Origin of the sequence: Halobacillus sp. A5, assembly GCF_024189315.1 — a bacterium.
Taxonomy (GTDB): Bacteria; Bacillota; Bacilli; order Bacillales; family Halobacillaceae; genus Halobacillus_A.
Window position 1 is genome coordinate 135,124 of the sequence record NZ_JAIZEO010000006.1, and the last position, 18,115, is coordinate 153,238.

Annotated in this window: 15 protein-coding genes; 11 read left to right on the forward strand and 4 right to left on the reverse strand. The window is 43.1% G+C overall.

Going from position 1 to position 18,115, the window contains the following annotated elements; genetic code table 11:
* The first annotated feature begins 53 nt into the window (after window positions 1-53).
* The 6 genes from LF822_RS20770 to LF822_RS20795 all read left to right on the forward strand — a co-directional run bounded on the left by LF822_RS20770 (window position 54) and on the right by LF822_RS20795 (window position 6,501).
* The gene (locus LF822_RS20770) at window positions 54-1,412 is read left to right on the forward strand and encodes a glucoamylase family protein (RefSeq protein WP_253926012.1); all 1,359 of its coding nucleotides are present in this window, start codon (window positions 54-56) and stop codon (window positions 1,410-1,412) included.
* A gap of 284 nt (window positions 1,413-1,696) precedes the next feature.
* A complete protein-coding gene (locus tag LF822_RS20775) occupies window positions 1,697-2,470 on the forward strand; it encodes a class I SAM-dependent methyltransferase (protein WP_253926013.1) in 774 nt (257 codons plus the stop codon).
* A gap of 109 nt (window positions 2,471-2,579) precedes the next feature.
* The gene (locus tag LF822_RS20780; RefSeq protein ID WP_253926014.1) at window positions 2,580-3,911 is read left to right on the forward strand and encodes a cytochrome ubiquinol oxidase subunit I; all 1,332 of its coding nucleotides are present in this window, start codon (window positions 2,580-2,582) and stop codon (window positions 3,909-3,911) included.
* Between the two features lie 43 nt (window positions 3,912-3,954).
* Window positions 3,955-4,980 carry a cytochrome d ubiquinol oxidase subunit II gene (locus LF822_RS20785; protein WP_253926015.1) on the forward strand — a complete coding sequence of 342 codons (1,026 nt, stop codon included), beginning with the start codon at window positions 3,955-3,957 and terminating at the stop codon, window positions 4,978-4,980.
* Window positions 4,981-5,099: 119 nt separating this feature from the next.
* Window positions 5,100-6,050, forward strand: a complete 951-nt coding sequence (gene glsA / locus LF822_RS20790) for a glutaminase A (protein WP_253926016.1) — start codon at window positions 5,100-5,102, stop codon at window positions 6,048-6,050.
* Between the two features lie 4 nt (window positions 6,051-6,054).
* Window positions 6,055-6,501, forward strand: a complete 447-nt coding sequence (locus LF822_RS20795; RefSeq protein WP_253926017.1) for a DUF4385 domain-containing protein — start codon at window positions 6,055-6,057, stop codon at window positions 6,499-6,501.
* 165 nt (window positions 6,502-6,666) lie between these two features.
* Here the strand turns inward: LF822_RS20795 and LF822_RS20800 are convergent, their stop codons facing one another.
* From LF822_RS20800 to LF822_RS20815, 4 genes are all read right to left on the reverse strand, one after another.
* Window positions 6,667-7,644 carry an NAD(P)/FAD-dependent oxidoreductase gene (locus LF822_RS20800; RefSeq protein WP_253926018.1) on the reverse strand — a complete coding sequence of 326 codons (978 nt, stop codon included), beginning with the start codon at window positions 7,642-7,644 and terminating at the stop codon, window positions 6,667-6,669.
* Between the two features lie 13 nt (window positions 7,645-7,657).
* The gene (locus LF822_RS20805) at window positions 7,658-8,668 is read right to left on the reverse strand and encodes a FecCD family ABC transporter permease (protein ID WP_253926019.1); all 1,011 of its coding nucleotides are present in this window, start codon (window positions 8,666-8,668) and stop codon (window positions 7,658-7,660) included.
* Complete coding sequence (locus LF822_RS20810) at window positions 8,668-9,708, reverse strand: FecCD family ABC transporter permease (protein WP_253926020.1); 1,041 nt, start codon at window positions 9,706-9,708, stop codon at window positions 8,668-8,670. The genes LF822_RS20805 and LF822_RS20810 overlap by 1 nt, the downstream gene beginning before the upstream one ends.
* 666 nt (window positions 9,709-10,374) lie before the next feature.
* A complete protein-coding gene (locus tag LF822_RS20815) occupies window positions 10,375-10,548 on the reverse strand; it encodes a hypothetical protein (RefSeq protein ID WP_253926021.1) in 174 nt (57 codons plus the stop codon).
* A gap of 326 nt (window positions 10,549-10,874) precedes the next feature.
* Here LF822_RS20815 and LF822_RS20820 point away from each other — a divergent pair, with 326 nt between their 5' ends.
* The 5 genes from LF822_RS20820 (at window position 10,875) to LF822_RS20840 (ending at window position 18,028) form a co-directional block, all read left to right on the forward strand.
* Window positions 10,875-11,831 carry an ABC transporter substrate-binding protein gene (locus LF822_RS20820; protein ID WP_253926022.1) on the forward strand — a complete coding sequence of 319 codons (957 nt, stop codon included), beginning with the start codon at window positions 10,875-10,877 and terminating at the stop codon, window positions 11,829-11,831.
* 115 nt (window positions 11,832-11,946) lie between these two features.
* Window positions 11,947-12,279: a PadR family transcriptional regulator gene (locus LF822_RS20825; RefSeq protein WP_253926023.1), complete on the forward strand. Its 333-nt coding sequence runs from the start codon at window positions 11,947-11,949 to the stop codon at window positions 12,277-12,279.
* On the forward strand, window positions 12,272-13,450 hold the full coding sequence (chrA, locus tag LF822_RS20830; RefSeq protein WP_253926024.1) for a chromate efflux transporter: 1,179 nt from the start codon (window positions 12,272-12,274) through the stop codon (window positions 13,448-13,450). The genes LF822_RS20825 and chrA overlap by 8 nt, the downstream gene beginning before the upstream one ends.
* 137 nt (window positions 13,451-13,587) lie before the next feature.
* Window positions 13,588-16,383 carry a bifunctional diguanylate cyclase/phosphodiesterase gene (locus LF822_RS20835; RefSeq protein ID WP_253926025.1) on the forward strand — a complete coding sequence of 932 codons (2,796 nt, stop codon included), beginning with the start codon at window positions 13,588-13,590 and terminating at the stop codon, window positions 16,381-16,383.
* 10 nt (window positions 16,384-16,393) lie between these two features.
* The gene (locus LF822_RS20840; protein ID WP_253926026.1) at window positions 16,394-18,028 is read left to right on the forward strand and encodes a thiamine pyrophosphate-binding protein; all 1,635 of its coding nucleotides are present in this window, start codon (window positions 16,394-16,396) and stop codon (window positions 18,026-18,028) included.
* The last annotated feature ends 87 nt before the right edge of the window (window positions 18,029-18,115 follow it).

Below are 18,115 nucleotides of genomic sequence, written 5' to 3' on the forward strand. Positions count from 1 at the left end.
TTATGTATACTTTTAATCGAAACGTTTCACTATATTCAAGAAGGAGTGTTAGCTTGAAGAAAATCTTTTTATTTACTGTCGCTTTACTATTTATGATCTGTGCTGCTCTTCCAGCTGGACCGACGGCCAAACCATCTAAACCTGAAACAGGAAAAGAAAAAGCTTTAACCAAGCAGTTAGAGTCTATTTCGAAGCAGACCTACCGATATTTTGAAGATTTCACGGATGAGGAAACTGGTCTTACGTATGATGCAGTGCGTACGGACGATGGAGAAATTGATCCAGAAAAACATACCTCCCCTACAAACATAGGAATGTACTTTATGAGTACGATCGCTGCCGAAGAGTCAGGCACTCTCTCTGAAGAAGAGGCGATCTCTAAAATTCAGACCACTCTTAACACTTTAGAAGAAATGGAAACGTGGAACGGATTATACTACAACTGGTACTACACCGATGATGGGTCTTTAATGACTGACTGGGGTGAATTCATTTCCACAGTAGATAATGGCTGGTTATCTGCAGGATTAATTGTTGCCGGAGAAGCGTATCCTGAGCTTAACGAACAGACAAGTGATCTCGTCGATGATATGGATTACTCTACCCTATACGACCCGGAAGTCGGTCAGATGCATGGTGGGTATGACGCTGCTGCAGGAAGTTTAACCGACCACCATTACGGAGCACTCTACACAGAACCGCGTGTCGCCAGCTATTTGTCCATAGGTAAAGGAGATGTTCCGCAATCCCACTGGTGGGAAATGGAACGCACGATGCCGGCTGATTGGGATTGGCAGTCACAAACCCCGGAAGGACAAACGGAAACCTACGATGGTATCGAAGTATTTGAAGGACACTATACGTACAACGACCAGAAGTATGTCCCTAGCTGGGGCGGCAGTATGTTTGAAGCTCTCATGCCGCAGCTTGTCATGAAGGAAAAAGAACTTGGCGAAGATGCCCTTGGCTTAAATAACCAGCGTCATGTGGATATCCAAATTGAATATGCAGAAGAACAAGGGTATGAAGCATGGGGAATGTCCCCGGCTGCCACTCCTGACGATTATAAAGAATTCGGTGCGGCTCCTCTGGGACATGAAGGTTATGAATCTGACGGTACCGTAACTCCTCATGCGACGTTCTTAGCTTTAGGATATGCACCAATGGAAGCTATGGAAAACATTCAGACGTTGAAGAGCTATGACACCTATGGGAAGTATGGATTTCTCGACTCTGTAAACGTAGAAACTGGTGAAGTTACAGAAGCATATTTGGCACTGGACCAGGGGATGTCAATGGTCGCCATTGCCAACTTCCTTCACGATGGAGCGATTCGAGACTACTTCCACCAGGATGAAATTGGTAAAAAACCTGAAGAATTATTGGAGAAGGAAGAGTTCTCTATTAAATAATCAACATCTTAAGCTTGCAGAAATTTTATCTTCTGCAAGTTTTTTTATGCTATTGATCTATTTTGATAGAAGTATTAGCATGCCCCCTCTCTAACTCTAGAGGGACAATCCGTCATATTTGAAGAAGTGTCGTCACGGGCACAGTCGGGCTCTATACTAATTAATTTGAATGCTGCCTTGTCATAAGTAAAAGTAATCACTTAAGATAAAAAACTCATACTCCTCTTATCACTTTATCCGTCATATAATAAATATAACCTAAATAAACGAAAGAGGCGTTTCAAATGAACGATGAAAATATTAAAAGACAGGTACAGAAAACCTTCTCTAAAAGTAAAGAATCCTATGTAACCAGCAAGACCCACAACAACAGAAAGGATTTAGATATGATAACAGTGTGGCTGCAGCCAAAGTCCAGCTGGACGGTTCTTGACATTGCCACCGGTGGAGGACATGTAGCCAGACAGCTAAGTTTAGATGCTGAACTAGTATTTGCGACCGACCTTACAAAGGAAATGCTTGCTAATACAGCTTCTCATTTACATTCTTATTCTAATATTCATTATGTTGTAGCAGATGCAGAGCAGTTACCTTTCATCGATGAATCCTTTGATGCCGTCACCTGCCGGATTGCCCCCCATCACTTTCCAAATCCCGGGCACTTCATTCATGAAGTGCACCGCGTTTTAAAAAAAGACGGCCGGTTTGTTATGATCGACAATATCGCTCCTGAAGACACGGAACTGGATTCGTTTTATAACAGTTTTGAAAAAATGCGGGACTCCAGTCATCATAGAGCCTGGAAAGTTTCCGAGTGGAAAAAACTTTTAAAAGAGTATGGCTTACGTATTGAAAAAGAAATTGACCGCAAAAAAACACTCCCCTTTTATGAATGGGCAAGCCGCACTTTAGAAGAAAAGGAAATTCATCAAGTCGAAACATACTTTTTGAACAGCTCTACGAGGTTAAAATCATATTTTCAAATTAAAACACATTCCGAAAGAGTCACCGAATTTACCATCGATGAATGGATGGTCCTTTCCTCTAAGCCCCTTTAACCTATAACACGCCGTTATAGGTTTTTTTATGTTTAATTTTCCTCTCGCTGGACAGGCTGAAGCTAGACTAGTTTGCATGTGTGCTGCAGAAAAAATATGAGGTGACATTATGGATGTAGTAGTTATGGCCAGGATTTTATTTGGATCATCTCTTGGTTTTCATATTATATACGCCACGATCGGCGTCGGACTCCCAATCATGATTATTCTTGCAGAAGTTATGTACTGGATTACAAAGGATGAGCATTACGCCCTGATGGCCAAGCGGTGGACGAAGGGGTTTGCTATATTACTAGCTGTATCAATCGCCTCGGGAACCATTGTAGCCGTATTGCTTTCTCTGCTTTTCCCAAATTTCATGGAGATCGTCGGACAGGTTATTTCACTTCCCTTTCAGTTAGAGATCTTTGCTTTTTTAATTGAAGCGGTTTTCATGTCCATTTACTTATACGCAGCCGACCGACTGCCGCAGGGACTTCGGGTGCTGAGTATTACTTTAGTTGCTATGGGGGCTACAGCTTCCGCCATTCTTATTACGGATGTTCACGCCTGGATGAATACGCCCGCCGGTTTTGATATCTCAGAAAACGGCACTATCACCAATGTCAACGTCTGGGAAGCTTTTTTTAATCCAAGCTTTGGTGTTACAGCTATTCATGTCACGTTATCTGCATATATGACAGTAGCGTTTCTAGTAGCATCTGTGGCAGCTATCCGTCTTATGAAAAGCCATTTGTCCTTAGAAGAAAGAAGCTATCACAAGAAAGCATTGATGATTGCGTTGTATTTTGGAGCAGCGATGTCTCTTGGAACAGCAATTAACGGTCACGAAACCGCTCAAATGCTGCATGAAGAGAACCCTCGAAAGCTGGCAGCCGCGGAAGGGTTGTTTGAAACTACCCGTTACGCCGGTTTATCCATTGGAGGCTACACGTCTGCTGAAGATGAAGAAGTTAAATATGCATTAGAAATTCCTAATGCTCTAAGCTTTTTGGCAGGAGATCGTTTTGATACAGAGGTTATTGGGCTGAACGAATATCCAGAAGAGCTGTGGCCTCCCCTTTACGTTCATATTCTATTTAATGTCATGGTGGGTATTGGAACGTTACTCCTTGTCTTTTCTTTTGCTGCCTTATTTTGGAAGCATGTCTTAAGGCGTGAGTTTCCAGGGTGGATGCTCGCCTTATTAGTCGTCAGTGGTCCCTTAGCCGTCATTGCGATTGAAGCAGGGTGGTGTTTCAGCTGTATCGGCCGCCAGCCGTGGACGATTAATGATGTGCTGCCTACTGAAGAAGCGGCAACACGGTCAGGCAGCGTAGGAATTCTGCTTGTTTCATTTCTAACTCTATACGTCGTTCTGTTGTTCGTCACAGGATTTGTGATGAGATATTACTTTAAGCGGAACCCTGTGGAGAAGGACCTGGCTGCGGGAAACTCCTAATCTTGATAGCAGCGAGTACACTTTTTGAAAGGAGTGAGTAGTAGTGGAACCATCCATATTAGCAATTACTATTTTATGGACCCTTCTTTTTATCTATGCGATGCTTGGCTCTCTTGACTTTGGTGCCGGCTTTTGGGGAATGATTTATGGAAAGAACGACCGCACCAGTGCTTCTCAGATCGCAAACCGTTTTCTCTCCCCTACGTGGGAAGTGACAAACGTATTTTTCGTTATTTTTGTTGTAGCTCTTGTTAGCTTTTTTCCCTTTGCCACCACGATGCTTGGAAGCTTACTTTTAATACCTGTAGGGCTCGGACTTCTCCTGTTAACCATTCGTACAACCTTCATGGTATTTGCCAGTCATGCCGACAAATATAGAGACGTATTGATTATTACTTCGGGGATCACGGGCTTAATTATACCTGCCCTGCTCGTCAGTATGCTTCCGATCACACTTGGAGGGTTTGTTGAAATCGTAGATGACTATCCACGGCTTTTATATGCCGAATTAATCGCCCACCCTACTTTATACATGCATATCGCCTTTGGCTTGAGTACGGAGTTGTTTATTTCTGCAGTGTTCTTAATGGACTACTCTAAAGAAGCAGAAGACTGGTCAGCCTACCAAACCTATAGGAAGCACGCTCTCTGGCTTGGTCCGGTGTCTATTATTATAGCCGTACTTACAATCGAAACGATGCCTTCAGAAGCTTCCTGGTTTGTAAACACTGTAAAAGACGGGCCGCTATGGTTTGGTTTATCGATGTTCTTCTTTTTACTCGGCTACGGTCTGTTGTATTTAAAAGGAAAAGACGGAAGAAAAGGAAGAGCCCGACCGGCAGTTGTATTTATTATCATTCAGTACGGTATTGCTATTTACGCGTATGGAACAGCGCACCTTCCCTATTTAATTTATCCGGATTTAACCATTGGAGATACGTTCACGAATGATACCGTCTTTTACAAGCTGCTCATTGTTTACGCCGGAGGCTTTGCCATCCTTGTCCCTGCATTCATTTTGTTCTGGAAACTATTCTTAAAGGATCAACGCTATTTAAAACAGGAATGAATAGAGGCCTGGTTTGATCGGAGAGCCTGGCCCCCTCATCCCATTCCTTCTCTATCGTTGTGTTTATCACCGCTTATGCTGAGGGTACATACTGAAAAAATGGTAAAGGAGTTAACGGGATGCCGGAACTTAGTACACAGTTTTTAAATGAAGCGATAGAGGATAGTAAACCATTTGCATCGCAGGGGCAGGTAAACACCACAATACCTAATTTTGATGATACGATGAAGGACTTACTGGGCATCACCATTATTACGGAAAACTTTGATATTTATTCTGCAGGTGACTACAATCACATCGTCCCTATGCAGAGCACTTCTAAGATTATCGGTCTCATGCTTGCCTTGAAGGATTTCGGCAAGGACCGGGTATTTCAAACGGTGGGAATGGAGCCGATGGGCGATTTCTTCAACTCCATTTCGTCCCTGGAGTCCCCGGATACTCACAAGCCTTTTAATCCAATGATCAATGCCGGTGCGATATCCATCGCGTCTCTCATTAAGGGTCAAAGTGTAGAAAAAAGATTTGAGCGCTACCTCACCTTTTTAAGGGATATTACGGAAAACGATGGACTACAAATGGACGAGGACGTTTATAAGGCAGAGATAGCAAACGGGGCTCGTAACCGTTCTCTAGCGTATTTCATGCAGAGTACCGGTACACTGGTCACTGATGTAGAAGAGGCTCTGGACCTTTATTTCCGAATGAATTCTGTGATGATGTGCTGCAACGATTTTGCGAGAGTCGGTCTCTTTCTTGCCAGAGGTGGTGTTGACCCTGATGGCAACAAACTGATCCCTGACCATCATTTACGCACAGTAAAAGCCATCATGCTTACTTCAGGAATGTACAATGCATCCGGCCATTTTGCAGTAGAGGTCGGATTCCCATGCAAAAGCGGTGTTTCCGGCAGTATAATTGGTGCTGTTCCTGGAAAAATGGGCATTGGTGTCGTCGCTCCAGCTATTGATGGGCGAGGAAATAGTACGGCCGGCGGGGCCCTGATTAAGAAACTCTCCAAAGATTTAAACTTAAATATGTTCGGCATCGAAAACGTTATAGAGGGGTGATCAAGTGTCCTTTGACTACTCGATCGACTTTGATAATATCGACTTTCGCGAAAAACCTGAGAAGTACCGGGTCGGCCGGGGCGAGCAGGGCGTATTAATGGTCCAGCCCTACAAAAGTGAGATCCTCCCACACTGGAGATTCAAAACACCTGATATCGCCAGAAAATCATCTGATAAAATTTATCAACTGTTTCTTGACTATAAGGAAGCTGGAGATTTTGTCGGGATGGATATGGCGAGGAAATTTCTGCAAATGGGGTACACAAGGTCGCGCAGGTACGCTAATTACAAGGGCGGAAAAAAATATAATAAAGACGGGGAAATTAATGATCGGAATATCGATGAAGAGAAAGCACGGTCCGCCTCCATTTTTGAAGAAAAATGGATTAAAGCACGTGAAGATGAAGAATATTTAAAAATGAAACGCGAACACCAAAAAAAGTATGGTTAAGGAGACCGGCAGCCTGAAATAATGGTCAGGCTGCTATTCCTTTTATGGGCGTTTTTTTCGGTTTATGGGCGAATATAATCGGAGTTGGGTTTTTATTACGAATTAAGGGCGTTTCTACGGGCGGAAACCTGCATTTTATGGGCATTTTCTGCGCCACCCACAGAACTATGAATGTTTATAGATTACAGTGCTGTACACTTGAGATTTAGCCTTTGGATCAATGGTTTTCTTCGCACTGTTCACAGCCGTCATGGCTTCTGAGAATCCTGAAGCAATCAGCATCGTTTTATGAGGATAGAAAACAGCATCCCCTGCAGCAAATATCCCTTCAATATTGGTACTCATATCATGCCCGACCGGAATTCTTCCCTTCTCTGTAGGAAGACCCCACTCCTCATATAAGCTTTTCTCAATTTTAAGGCCTTGATAGACAAGAAGGTCATCAACCTCTAACCATTCATTTGAATTCAGCTTAAGTCTAGTTAATGCTTCCCCATCTCCATCTAACTCAACAGCTGTTTTTTCCCTGTGAACTTGAACAGAAGATGCCTCTAACTTATCGATATCATGCTCATAAACCGCTTTAAAGTCAGCATCATGATTAATTAAATGCACCTCTGAAGCCACATTCTCTAATGCCATTGCCCAGTCGACTCCCACACGGCTGTCTGAAATTACTGCTGCTTTCTTACCTTTGTATTGTTGGATCCGTTGAATCGTGTAATGAATACTGGTCATATATTTTTCACTTCCAGGCAGCATGACACGTTCCATATCAAAGGTGCCAAGCCCCGAAGCCACAATAATTGTTTTAGAGTAATGTTTATCGCCTGTACCCGTTGTCAACACAAAGCTTCCATCCTCTAATTTATCAATAGATGTCACTTTAACACCCGTAACTACACTCGGCTGGATGCTCTTTGCCTGCTTTTCCACATCGGCGACTAATTCTTCCCCACGAATACCAGGAAAACCTCCGACATCATAAATCCTTTTCTCTGGATAGAAAAATGAAACTTTTCCGCCTGCTTCAGGCTGATATTCCAAAACCTTTGTTTTCATATCCCGCATACCACAGTAAAATGCTGTATATAATCCAGTCGTACCGCCGCCGATGATCGTAACATCAAACTGCTCTTTCATGGCTGTTCTCTCCTTAATTCGTTTTCATTAATAAGTAAATAAAATAGGGTGTGCTCACAATGGTGACCACAATTCCAACCGGGATCTCTGCACTAGGCGTCAGATTGCTTCCGATAATATCCGCCCCCTGCAAAATGGCCGCTCCCAATAAAGCCGAAACAGGGAGCATCCGTTCATGTCTGGGTCCTACAATCCGCCTGGCCATATGCGGGGCGACCAATCCAAGAAAGGCAATACCTCCCGCCGCCGCTACCGATAAACCTGCAAGACCGACGGCTAATAAAAGCAATATCCTGCGTTCCTTTTCAACCGGGGCCCCCAGCCCTTTAGCCAGATCGTCCCCCAGCGTCAATACATTTAAAGCCGATGTTTTGTACAAGCTGTAAATAATCAACAGAATCATCCAAGGTGCTGTAGCCGCCACGAAGTTCCAATTTGCACTCCAAATATCTCCTGAAAGCCATACCATCGCCTGCATGAAATCTTGAGGATCCATCTGCACCTGAAAGAGAATTAAAGCCGCACTGAAACCAGCGTTTACTCCTATCCCAACCAGTATTAACCGAATAGGCTCCACCCCTTTATGCCATGCAAGAGCGTAAACAATCAGAGCAGCCAAGAAAGCGCCGATCAGAGCGAAAAGCGGGAGCAGATACGTCCCCCACCCGCTGATAGAGTTCATGGACGATTGAAAAAAGAAAATATACAGAACAACAACAAAACCTGCACCTGTATTAATACCAAGAATCCCGGGTTCAGCTAAATCATTCTGGGTCACCCCTTGCAGGATGACTCCCGAAACACTGAGAGCCATACCTACTAATAAAGCAATAACAATCCCGGGAAGCCGGAATTGAAAAAGTACTAACTCCTGCCGGGTATCCCCATTCCCAAGAAAAGTGTCCAGTACTTCAGCAGGACTGATCTGTATCGAGCCAAGATTTAAGCTGAGTAAAAATAGTCCAATGTTTAAAATAAACAGTCCCGCCAGCAGAAGAATAAAACGGCTGCGTCCTTTCGGCATTACATACTCCCCCTTTCACCACGTGCTAAATATAGAAAGAAGGGAACTCCAATTAAGGCTGTAATCACACCTACCGGGGTTTCATAAGGCGCATTAACCAACCGGGCCCCGGTATCGGCCACAACCAGAAGCAGACCTCCGAACATAGCAGAAAGCGGAATAATCAGTCGATAATCTGAGCCGACTAGAAAACGTGTGATATGAGGAATGACTAAACCGATAAAACCTACCGTTCCAGCAACAGAAACAGCAGCACCCGCTAATATAAAAACGACAATAACTCCTAATGTTTTAATAAGAATCGTGTTCTGACCCAGCCCTTTTGAGATATCTTCTCCCAGACTGAGCACTGTCATCGATTTTGAAATGGCCAGTGCAATCAAAAGCCCCACAATCCCTGCGATTAAAAGTACTTTTACAGACGCCCAATTCGTATTAGCAAGGCCGCCGGCATACCAGAAGCTCATTTGCTTAGCTACTTGGAAATGTAAGGAAATAGCTGTTGACAGCGAACTCAGCATGCCGCCGATCGCCACACCAGCTAAAGCTAACTTCACCGGGGTTAGTCCTCCTTTTGAAAAGGAGCCTACGGCAATAACTAGAATGACGGCCAAGCCCGCCCCTATAAATGAAGCAAACATCATCCCTGCATTTGAAAGTGAAGGAAAGAAGACCAAAGCTACAATCAGGGCGAAGGCTGCCCCGTGAGTAACACCCATAACGGATGGAGAAGCAAGCGGGTTTCTCGTCAGCCCCTGCATTACTGCGCCCGATACCGCCAAAAACCCTCCAACTAACGCAGCAGCGACAGCACGAGGCATGCGCAGTTCCTGAATCACCTGATGGTTGGTATTTGATTCGTCAAAAGCAGTGACCGCCTGCCAGACAGTTGACAATTCAATGTCAGAAGCACCAAGGGCCACAGACCATCCTAATGAAAAAAACAATCCGGTCACTGAGAGGACAAAGAGCACAGCTGCCCGCCCGACCCGCTTAGGACGCTCCTCATGAGACGTTCGATTTACTTCCCCCAATTTCATTCAACCCTTCTTCCACCCTCGTAAGCTTATTTATGTAAATCATTAAATATTGAGAATGATTATCACTAAACAAGTATATGGCACTTATAAAAAATGTTCAAGTTTGATTATTACTGTTATCTAAGTTGAAAATTATTGTTGATAATTAGTTAAGCGAAGGAACTCATATTATTCTCCTTTTCTATTAACGCCCGGGCTTATGAGAGTCCCATTTCCGCAAGATTGATCATCATGACACAACTGTAAGCTCATAGAAAATGAATCTCAATGCATTTCATTCCTTATGAAAAAGACTATGTTACCGTTCAATGTTTAAATTAGTCATAAAAATAGAAGAGGTCAGGACAAAACTGAATAAAACGTAAAAAATCCGAATGATTTTGTAGAAATCAGTTCGGATTTTTTATGTTAAAGAGAATTCACACTATCGCTCCGTCAAAATGCTTCGCTTTCCGTGGGCACGGCTTTAAGCTTCCTGAAAGCAAAGAACGCTTTCCTCCGGGATCTTCGGCTCGTGCTGTTCCCACTGGAGTCTTCGCATTTTGACTATGCTAATCATCTGCGTTTATACAAATATTCGTTTTTTGACATCACTGCTCTACTTATGTCCCAACCATTTTAATTATTTATGGATTAAACTAAGCATTCTATAGCGAAAAACGAAATTTAAAAAGAAAGGCTTTGAAAAAGCGAAATCGTAATAACCAAAGTCGAAATAGAGCCTAAAGACATCAAGGATACAATTTTTCTGCTGCTTTGCTTTTTTGAAGGCTTACTTAGCTCGTGAGTTACAGCATCCCATAAAAGCACAGACGCTAAACTAATAATACCTATAGTCATATTTGACATCTCCTTTCTTATTTACCAAATCAGATTACACCCTAATATTTTCTAGTTAAAGGCTTAACAATACTTTATGTACGCTTTGGAAAGAAAAAATCCCCTCTATTTCACTACCATGCTTCATTAGTTGAACATGAAACAAAACTTATATCGTGAATCAGGCAACCTAATTATATCATGTTTCTATATTTTGTATTAAATTTCCTATAAACAGAGCCTAAACACATAATTTCACAGCGCATAAATATTAATTGACTATTTTGATGAAAATGATTATCATTATCGTCATACGATTGATTTAAATATCATAGGAGGAAAGTTTGATGATAAAAAAGAATTTATTGTTTATCACTGGTTTATTGCTTATACTTACACTCTTTGCCTGCAGTAATGATAATCAGGAGGCAGATGATTCCAATAGCAGCGATGAGTCTACTGAAGAAGAATCAGGTGAGCGCACGCTTGAACACGCAGAAGGTGAAGTGACTGTGCCGGAAAATCCGGAAAATATCGTCGCTCCTTACTTAGAAGATTCAATGCTTGCTTTAGGAGTGAAGCCGGCAGCACAGTGGGCTATTGGTGAAGATGTGCTCGATTACCTTCAGCCTGAGCTGGAAGACGTACCTACAATTGAATGGGATCTACCCCTGGAAGATACGTTAAGCTATGATCCTGATTTAATTATTTTCAGCTCCCCTTCCTCTATTCAAAACGGTTCTTATGAGGATTATGAGAGCATTGCCCCAACATTTGTGTATGAAGATGAGATATATGCAGATTGGCGCGAGCAGTTAACTCAAATGGGAGAAATTTTGAACAAACAGGACGAAGCGGAAGAAGTACTTTCCGATTTTGATGAAAAAGTCGAGGAAACAAAAGCCAATACTGAGGATGCAATCGGCGATGAATCAGTAGCCTTCGTATGGACAATGGGAGAAGAATTTTATGTATTTGAACCTGACCGTTACGGTGCAGAAGTCTTATATGATGAAGTAGGGCTGACCCCTCCTGATTTTGTTGAAGGGTTAGAGCAGGAAGAACAGTGGAACCCAATATCTATGGAAAAGCTTGGCGAACTGGATGCTGAGCACGTATTTGTAATAGCTGAGGAGAATGAACCTGGACTTGAGATCCTTGATGAAAGCTCCGTCTGGCAGAGTACCCCTGCAGTTGAGAACGATCAGGTATACACGATGAATGACCCTAGTCACTGGACAATAGATGGTGCGCTTGCCCACGAGATGACATTAGATGCAGTGAATGAAGCATTAACTGAATAAAGGTTTATTAAGAATACGTAAACTTTTATAAAGTTTACGTATTTTTTATTGATCTTCACCTTACATTATCGTATATTGATATCGGAAATCGATATTGAGTAGGGAGGCTTCTTAATTGTTAAGAGATTTTTTCTTGGGATCTATTAAAATTCATATTTTATATCATGCGGACATCGAACCGATTTACGGAGCTTTCCTGATGAAGGAGCTCGCTTCCCATGGATACAATATCAGCCCTGGAACATTATATCCCACTTTAAAAAGCTTGCATTCAAATGGCCTCCTTCACAAATATGAGGAAACCGTGAACGGAAAAATACGAAAATACTATACGATTACTGAGCATGGGAAAAAAGTTCTTGAAGAAGGAAAACAACAGGTAAGAGAACTCGCCCAGGAGATTCTCTATGATCAAGGTTATGGAAAAGGAGGAATAAAAGATGAGTAAACGAAAAAGGTCGTTAAAAGAAATACTGATCGCTTCCACTAAATTAGGGTTTACATCCTTTGGCGGCCCGGTCGCTCACCTTGCTTACTTTAAAGATGAATACGTTGACCGGCGTAAGTGGCTGGATGATAAAACGTATGCCGATATTATCGCTTTATGCCAGTTCTTACCCGGCCCTGCCAGCAGTCAGGTCGGGATTGCCATAGGGATGCTGCGAGGCGGACTGCTCGGGGGGATTGTCTCCTGGATAGGCTTTACCGTCCCGTCCATTCTTGTTCTTATTTTATTTGCTTTAATGTATCAATCCTATGACCTTAGTGACGCCGGCTTTATTCAAAGCTTAAAGGTCGTAGCTGCTGCCGTCGTTCTTCATGCACTCATCGGTCTAGGAAAAAAGTTAACACCGGACCGTACTAGAATAGGGATTGCAATTATAGCGGCATTTATTATGCTGCTGTTCCCTTCGGCGTGGATGCAGATAGTCATTATCCTGGCAGCCGGGCTGATCGGTTCGAAGCTTTTCGCTGAGATTGCTGATACAAAAGCAGAGCCCTTTCCCGTCACTTTTTCTAAAAAGGCTGGCGCTGCTTCACTAGCTGTATTAGCTGGGCTGCTTGCATTTCTGCCGTTGATCGCCCGTACGACAGATCACATGCTTGTCCAGTTGTTCGATACTTTCTTTAGAGTCGGATCCCTTGTATTTGGCGGCGGACATGTCGTGCTCCCCATGATTGAAAGAGAAGTGGTGCCTAGAGGATGGATTGATTCAGGTGAGTTCCTGGCGGGGTATGGCATGGCCCAGGCTGTTCCCGGACCTCTCTTCACATTCGCAAGTTACCTGGGAACTATGATTGAGGGAGTGGCAGGAGCTGTTGTCGCCACTATAGGTATTTTCCTTCCTTCATTCCTTTTCTTAATTGCTGCTCTGCCTTTTTTGAATGAACTTAGGAAAAGATCTAAATTTCAGGGTGTCTTAATGGGAGTCAATGCAAGTGTCGTCGGCATCTTACTAGCTGCTTTTTACGACCCTGTGATTACAAGCTCGATTACAAATAATGATGATTTTGCTTTGGCAGCTGTTCTATTTGTCTGCCTGCATTTCTTTAAGGTCCCTGCATGGGCAATTGTTCTCATCGGAGTTGGTGCAGGATTCATCCTAAATTTGATATGATAGAGTCAGACAATGAGCATGAAATGGATCGTTTCATGCTCATATTTTGTTTTTCATGCCGATAATAAAGGTAAATATACATTACTTACGAAAAGGAGCTTGCTGCGCTGTACTAGTTTTGTTACGGGGGGATGAATATGACAAATGAACAAACACGTTATTCACGATTAGCCCAGGTTACAAAGTTAATCAACACTAATCTTGAGCTGAGAGTAGCTCTGGAGCATGTGGTCACCGCCATATCAGAAGAAATTGTCAGCTGTGATTCTGTGGGTATCTACCTCCCCCAGGAAGATAATACATATCGGGGGTTCGTTGGTAAACCTGATTTAATTAACGGTGTGTCGCTCGATATGCATGTAGTTGATACTGCTCACGATCATCTGGCAAAAGAGGTTATTGAAACGAGAGAACCTATTTACATTCCTGACACTTCCCTAGACTCAAGACCTGACCAGCGTGCGGTTGAAGCATTCGGGATTAAATCTCTGCTTGTGCTTCCTATGGCTTTTGAAAAAGAGCTGTATGGTCTAGTCTTTCTCTTTGACTACGGCATCCCTATGAATCTGCAGCCTTCCGAAATCGAATCAATTGAAGCTTACGTTAATATGGCTGCCGTAGCCGTACGAAACGCGAAGAACTTAACGAAGAAAGAATCTCTTATTGCGGATAAACAGCTTCTATTAAACGTTACGAGAGAGCTTTCCATGTGCTCTTCCCTTCAAGAAGTAATGGATAAATGCTTCGAGTACCTCGGCGAAGTGTTAGATAACCCCAATATAGGCGCACATCTCTTAGACCCTGTGGCCTCCCGTCACATTAACCCTGCGAGTCTCAGCAAGGACAGTGAATGGTCAGAGGAAGAGTGGAAGAGAACCCATCGTCACCTGGCCCTCGATTTCAAGAAAGACTTAGTATTTCAAGAAGTTCTTACGAAGAAAAAATCTATCTACATCCCTGATACTGAACAGGATCTGCGTCCGAACCACGAAGCCTGTAACCTTTTTGGAATAAAAGGGATCTATATGATTCCATTAATTGCTGCAGGAAAAGTCCTTGGTACCGTAGCTATCGTGAACCTAAGCGAACAAAATTACCCTTACTCCAAAACGGCTATGCAATTAGCTGAATCGATTGTGGACGCTACTGCCCCTGTACTCTCCTATTTGTTATATATTGAAAAACAGGAATTAATAATATCGGAACGAACCTCAGAATTAACTCAAAAAAATAATGAGCTTGAACATGTCATCCATGAAGTTAAACAAATCGGCCGAGAGAAAGAACTAATATTAAACTCTGCCGGCGAAGGAATATTTGGACTCGACTTAAAGGGCTTTATTACATTCTGCAACCCTTCCGCTGCGAATCTGCTGGGCTACTACCACGAGAAAGAGTTAATCGGGCATTCCAGTCATCATATTTTTCCTAATTGTATGTTAGATGAATCCGCTTCGTTCTCCCCTTCAAATGACAGCGGCAGAAGAGCTGAAGAAGAATTTTTTCATAAGAAGAATGGTGAACGGTTTCCAGTAGAATTCGTCATTACCCCGCAAATTGAAAAACAACAGACAGTAGGTTATGTAGTTACTTTTAAAGATATAACCCACCGCAGGCAAATGGAAGAGAAGATTAAATACCATGCGTATTATGACAGTATAACGAATCTCCCTAATCGTGTACTCTTCCAGGACCGTCTGCATCAGGCGCTTAAATATGCAGAGCTCTATGGAACAAGTCTTGGTGTTCTTTTCCTTGATCTTGACCGTTTCAAGAAAATCAATGATACTTTCGGACACACGTTCGGCGACCAGGTATTAAAGAAAATTGCCGACCGTCTTGTACACACTCTTCCAAAGGAAACCACCATTTCCAGACAAGGAGGTGATGAATTTACTATTTTGCTGCCAAGCATTCAATCTAAGCAGGAAGCAAAAGAATCTGCCCGTGAAGTGCTGCACGTTTTCTCGGATGCTCTCCATGTAAACGGCCAGGAGGTTTTTGTTAAAACAAGCATCGGGATAAGCGTCTTCCCGGATAACGGTATGAATTCAGAACAGCTCATTAAACATGCGGACGTCGCCATGTATAAAGCAAAAAAACTCTCCGGTAACCAATTCCAGCTTTATGCACCCGAGCTTGAAGATCGAACTGTAGAAAGTGTGGAATTTGAAAATGACCTTTACAGGGCATTAATGAACGAAGAGTTAACGATTCTTTACCAGCCGAAATATAACTCACGTAAAGGTGTCCTGATAGGTGTAGAGGCTCTCCTTCGCTGGAACAGACCCAATAAAGGAATCATTAAACCGAAGGAATTCATCCCGCTTGCCGAGGAAACCGGGCTGATCATCCCAATGGGAGAATGGATCTTAAGACAGGCGTGCCTGCAGACCCAAGCATGGCATGAACAAGGTTTTCAAGATATCACTGTATCTGTAAATTTGTCCCCTCAGCAGTTTAACCAGGATGAGCTTGTCGGACATGTGAAACAGATCCTGGAAGAAACCAGGCTCTCACCAGACTGTTTAGAGCTTGAACTAACAGAGAATTTAATCATACACAACACTAAGAAGACGCGCAGCATTATTCATCAGCTTAAAGATCTGGGCGTTCAAATATCTATAGATGACTTTGGAACGGGCTACTCTTCTCTAGGCTACTTAAAAGATTTTCCTGTAGATGCTTTAAAAATCGACAAAACATTTATCGATGATTTACCCGGCAATCCCGCCAATGCAGCAATAACAAACACCATTATTACACTCGCCAACAGCCTTCGATTAAATGTAATCGCCGAAGGAGTAGAAAAAAAGGAGCAGCTTGACTATTTAAACGCGAATGGCTGTCACCTCATTCAGGGCTATTATTATAGTAAACCAGTAGAAGCGGAGAAGGCCATGGAACAAATGCATACTAACCTTAAGAAATGAGGGATCGAAAGTGAAATCTGTAAAAGCAGTTATTGATTATTTAAGAAGCGGCGGTGTTTCGTATATATTCGGGATTCCGGCTGGTTCAGTCAATGCTTTCTTTGATGAGCTTTATGAAACACCTGACGTGACACCAGTTGTTGCGAAGCACGAAGGTGCCGCCTCCTACATGGCAGCTGCTTATGCTAAATATAAAAAAGAGTTATCTGTCTGTATCGGGAGCAGCGGTCCGGGCGGGACCAATTTAGTCACAGGGGCAGCCAATGCGATGAGAGAGAATCTCCCTATTCTTTTCCTTACAGGGTCTGTCCCTGTAAGCACTGTTGGGTTAAACGCTTCCCAGGAGCTTGATGCGCAGCCCATCTATGAGCCTGTTACAAAATACAGTAAACGCGTAGATCGAGCAGAAGATTTGTTAGCTGAAATACACAAAGCCGTTGAAATTGCTGTCTCAGGGGTTCCGGGTCCTGTACATATTGCCATGCCGATTGACGTTCAGCTTCAAGAAGTGAAGGAACAGCCGCTCCCTCCTTTTCCCCAACGGTCTCCTTCCCTGCCTGATGATATCTTAATTGAAAAAGCCGTCAAACAATTGACTGCATCGGATCGAGGGTATATCTTTGCCGGCCAGGGAGTACGCGGGGCCGTTCCACACTTGTTAGAATTAGCTGAGCTTTTGAAATGGCCGATCATTACCTCTCCACAGGCTAAAGGCTTGATCCCTGATGATCATCCGCTCCGTGAAGGGATCTTTGGATTTGCCGGTCATGAATCAGCTTCCAGAATTGTTAATGAAGGCGGTTATGATACAGTATTAGTTGTCGGCTCCAGTCTTGGAGAGACAGCCACAAATAACTACAACCCTAACATCACTAAGGATAAAACCGTCATTCAAATTGATTTTGATGCCGATGTATTTAACCGCAGATATGCGGTCGATACAGCAATCTTAGGAGATGTGGAAATCACCCTTTCGTCTCTTAATCAAGGCTTACATCTATTAGGTTATGAAAGAACTATGAGCCCTTCAAAACGCCGGCAGTTCGAGAGCGTATCCAATGAATTCAGCACAAAAAATGCGCTGCTTCGACTTCAGGACTTACTTCCCGCAGACACACGCTATACGATAGACATCGGTGAATTTATGGCCTATGTCATTCACCATATGAATGTGTTGGAGGAAGACAGCTTTGACATCAACGTTCACTTTGGCGCAATGGGGAGTGGAATTGGCAGTGCAATCGGGACAAAACTTGCCGACCCAGAACGACCTACAGTCAGCATAACGGGAGACGGGTGCTTTTTTATGCATGGTATGGAGCTGCTCACTGCAAAAGAATATGGAATACCTGTCCTTTTCGTTGTTATGAACAACGCACGCCTGGGGATGGTCCACCACGGCCACGCCCTGCAATACAAAAGAGCCCATAATCGTTTTTCTCAAGAGCCCGTTGATATTTCAGCATTAGCACATATACTAGGGGTTCCTAGTGTACGAGTTGATAAAATAGAAGATTTACATCAAGACGCTGTTGATTCCCTTCTTAATCAAGATGGTCCAGCTCTCTTAGAAATTGCATTGATTGATGACCGCGTACCGCCTATGGGAGACCGGGTTAAATTTCTATCCTCCTTTGGAAAATAGAATGTTCCAGGAACCCAATCTTTAATATATTGTGAAAGATGGACACAGCCCTTGTACTTCCCTCATTTTCCATCTATGATAGATATG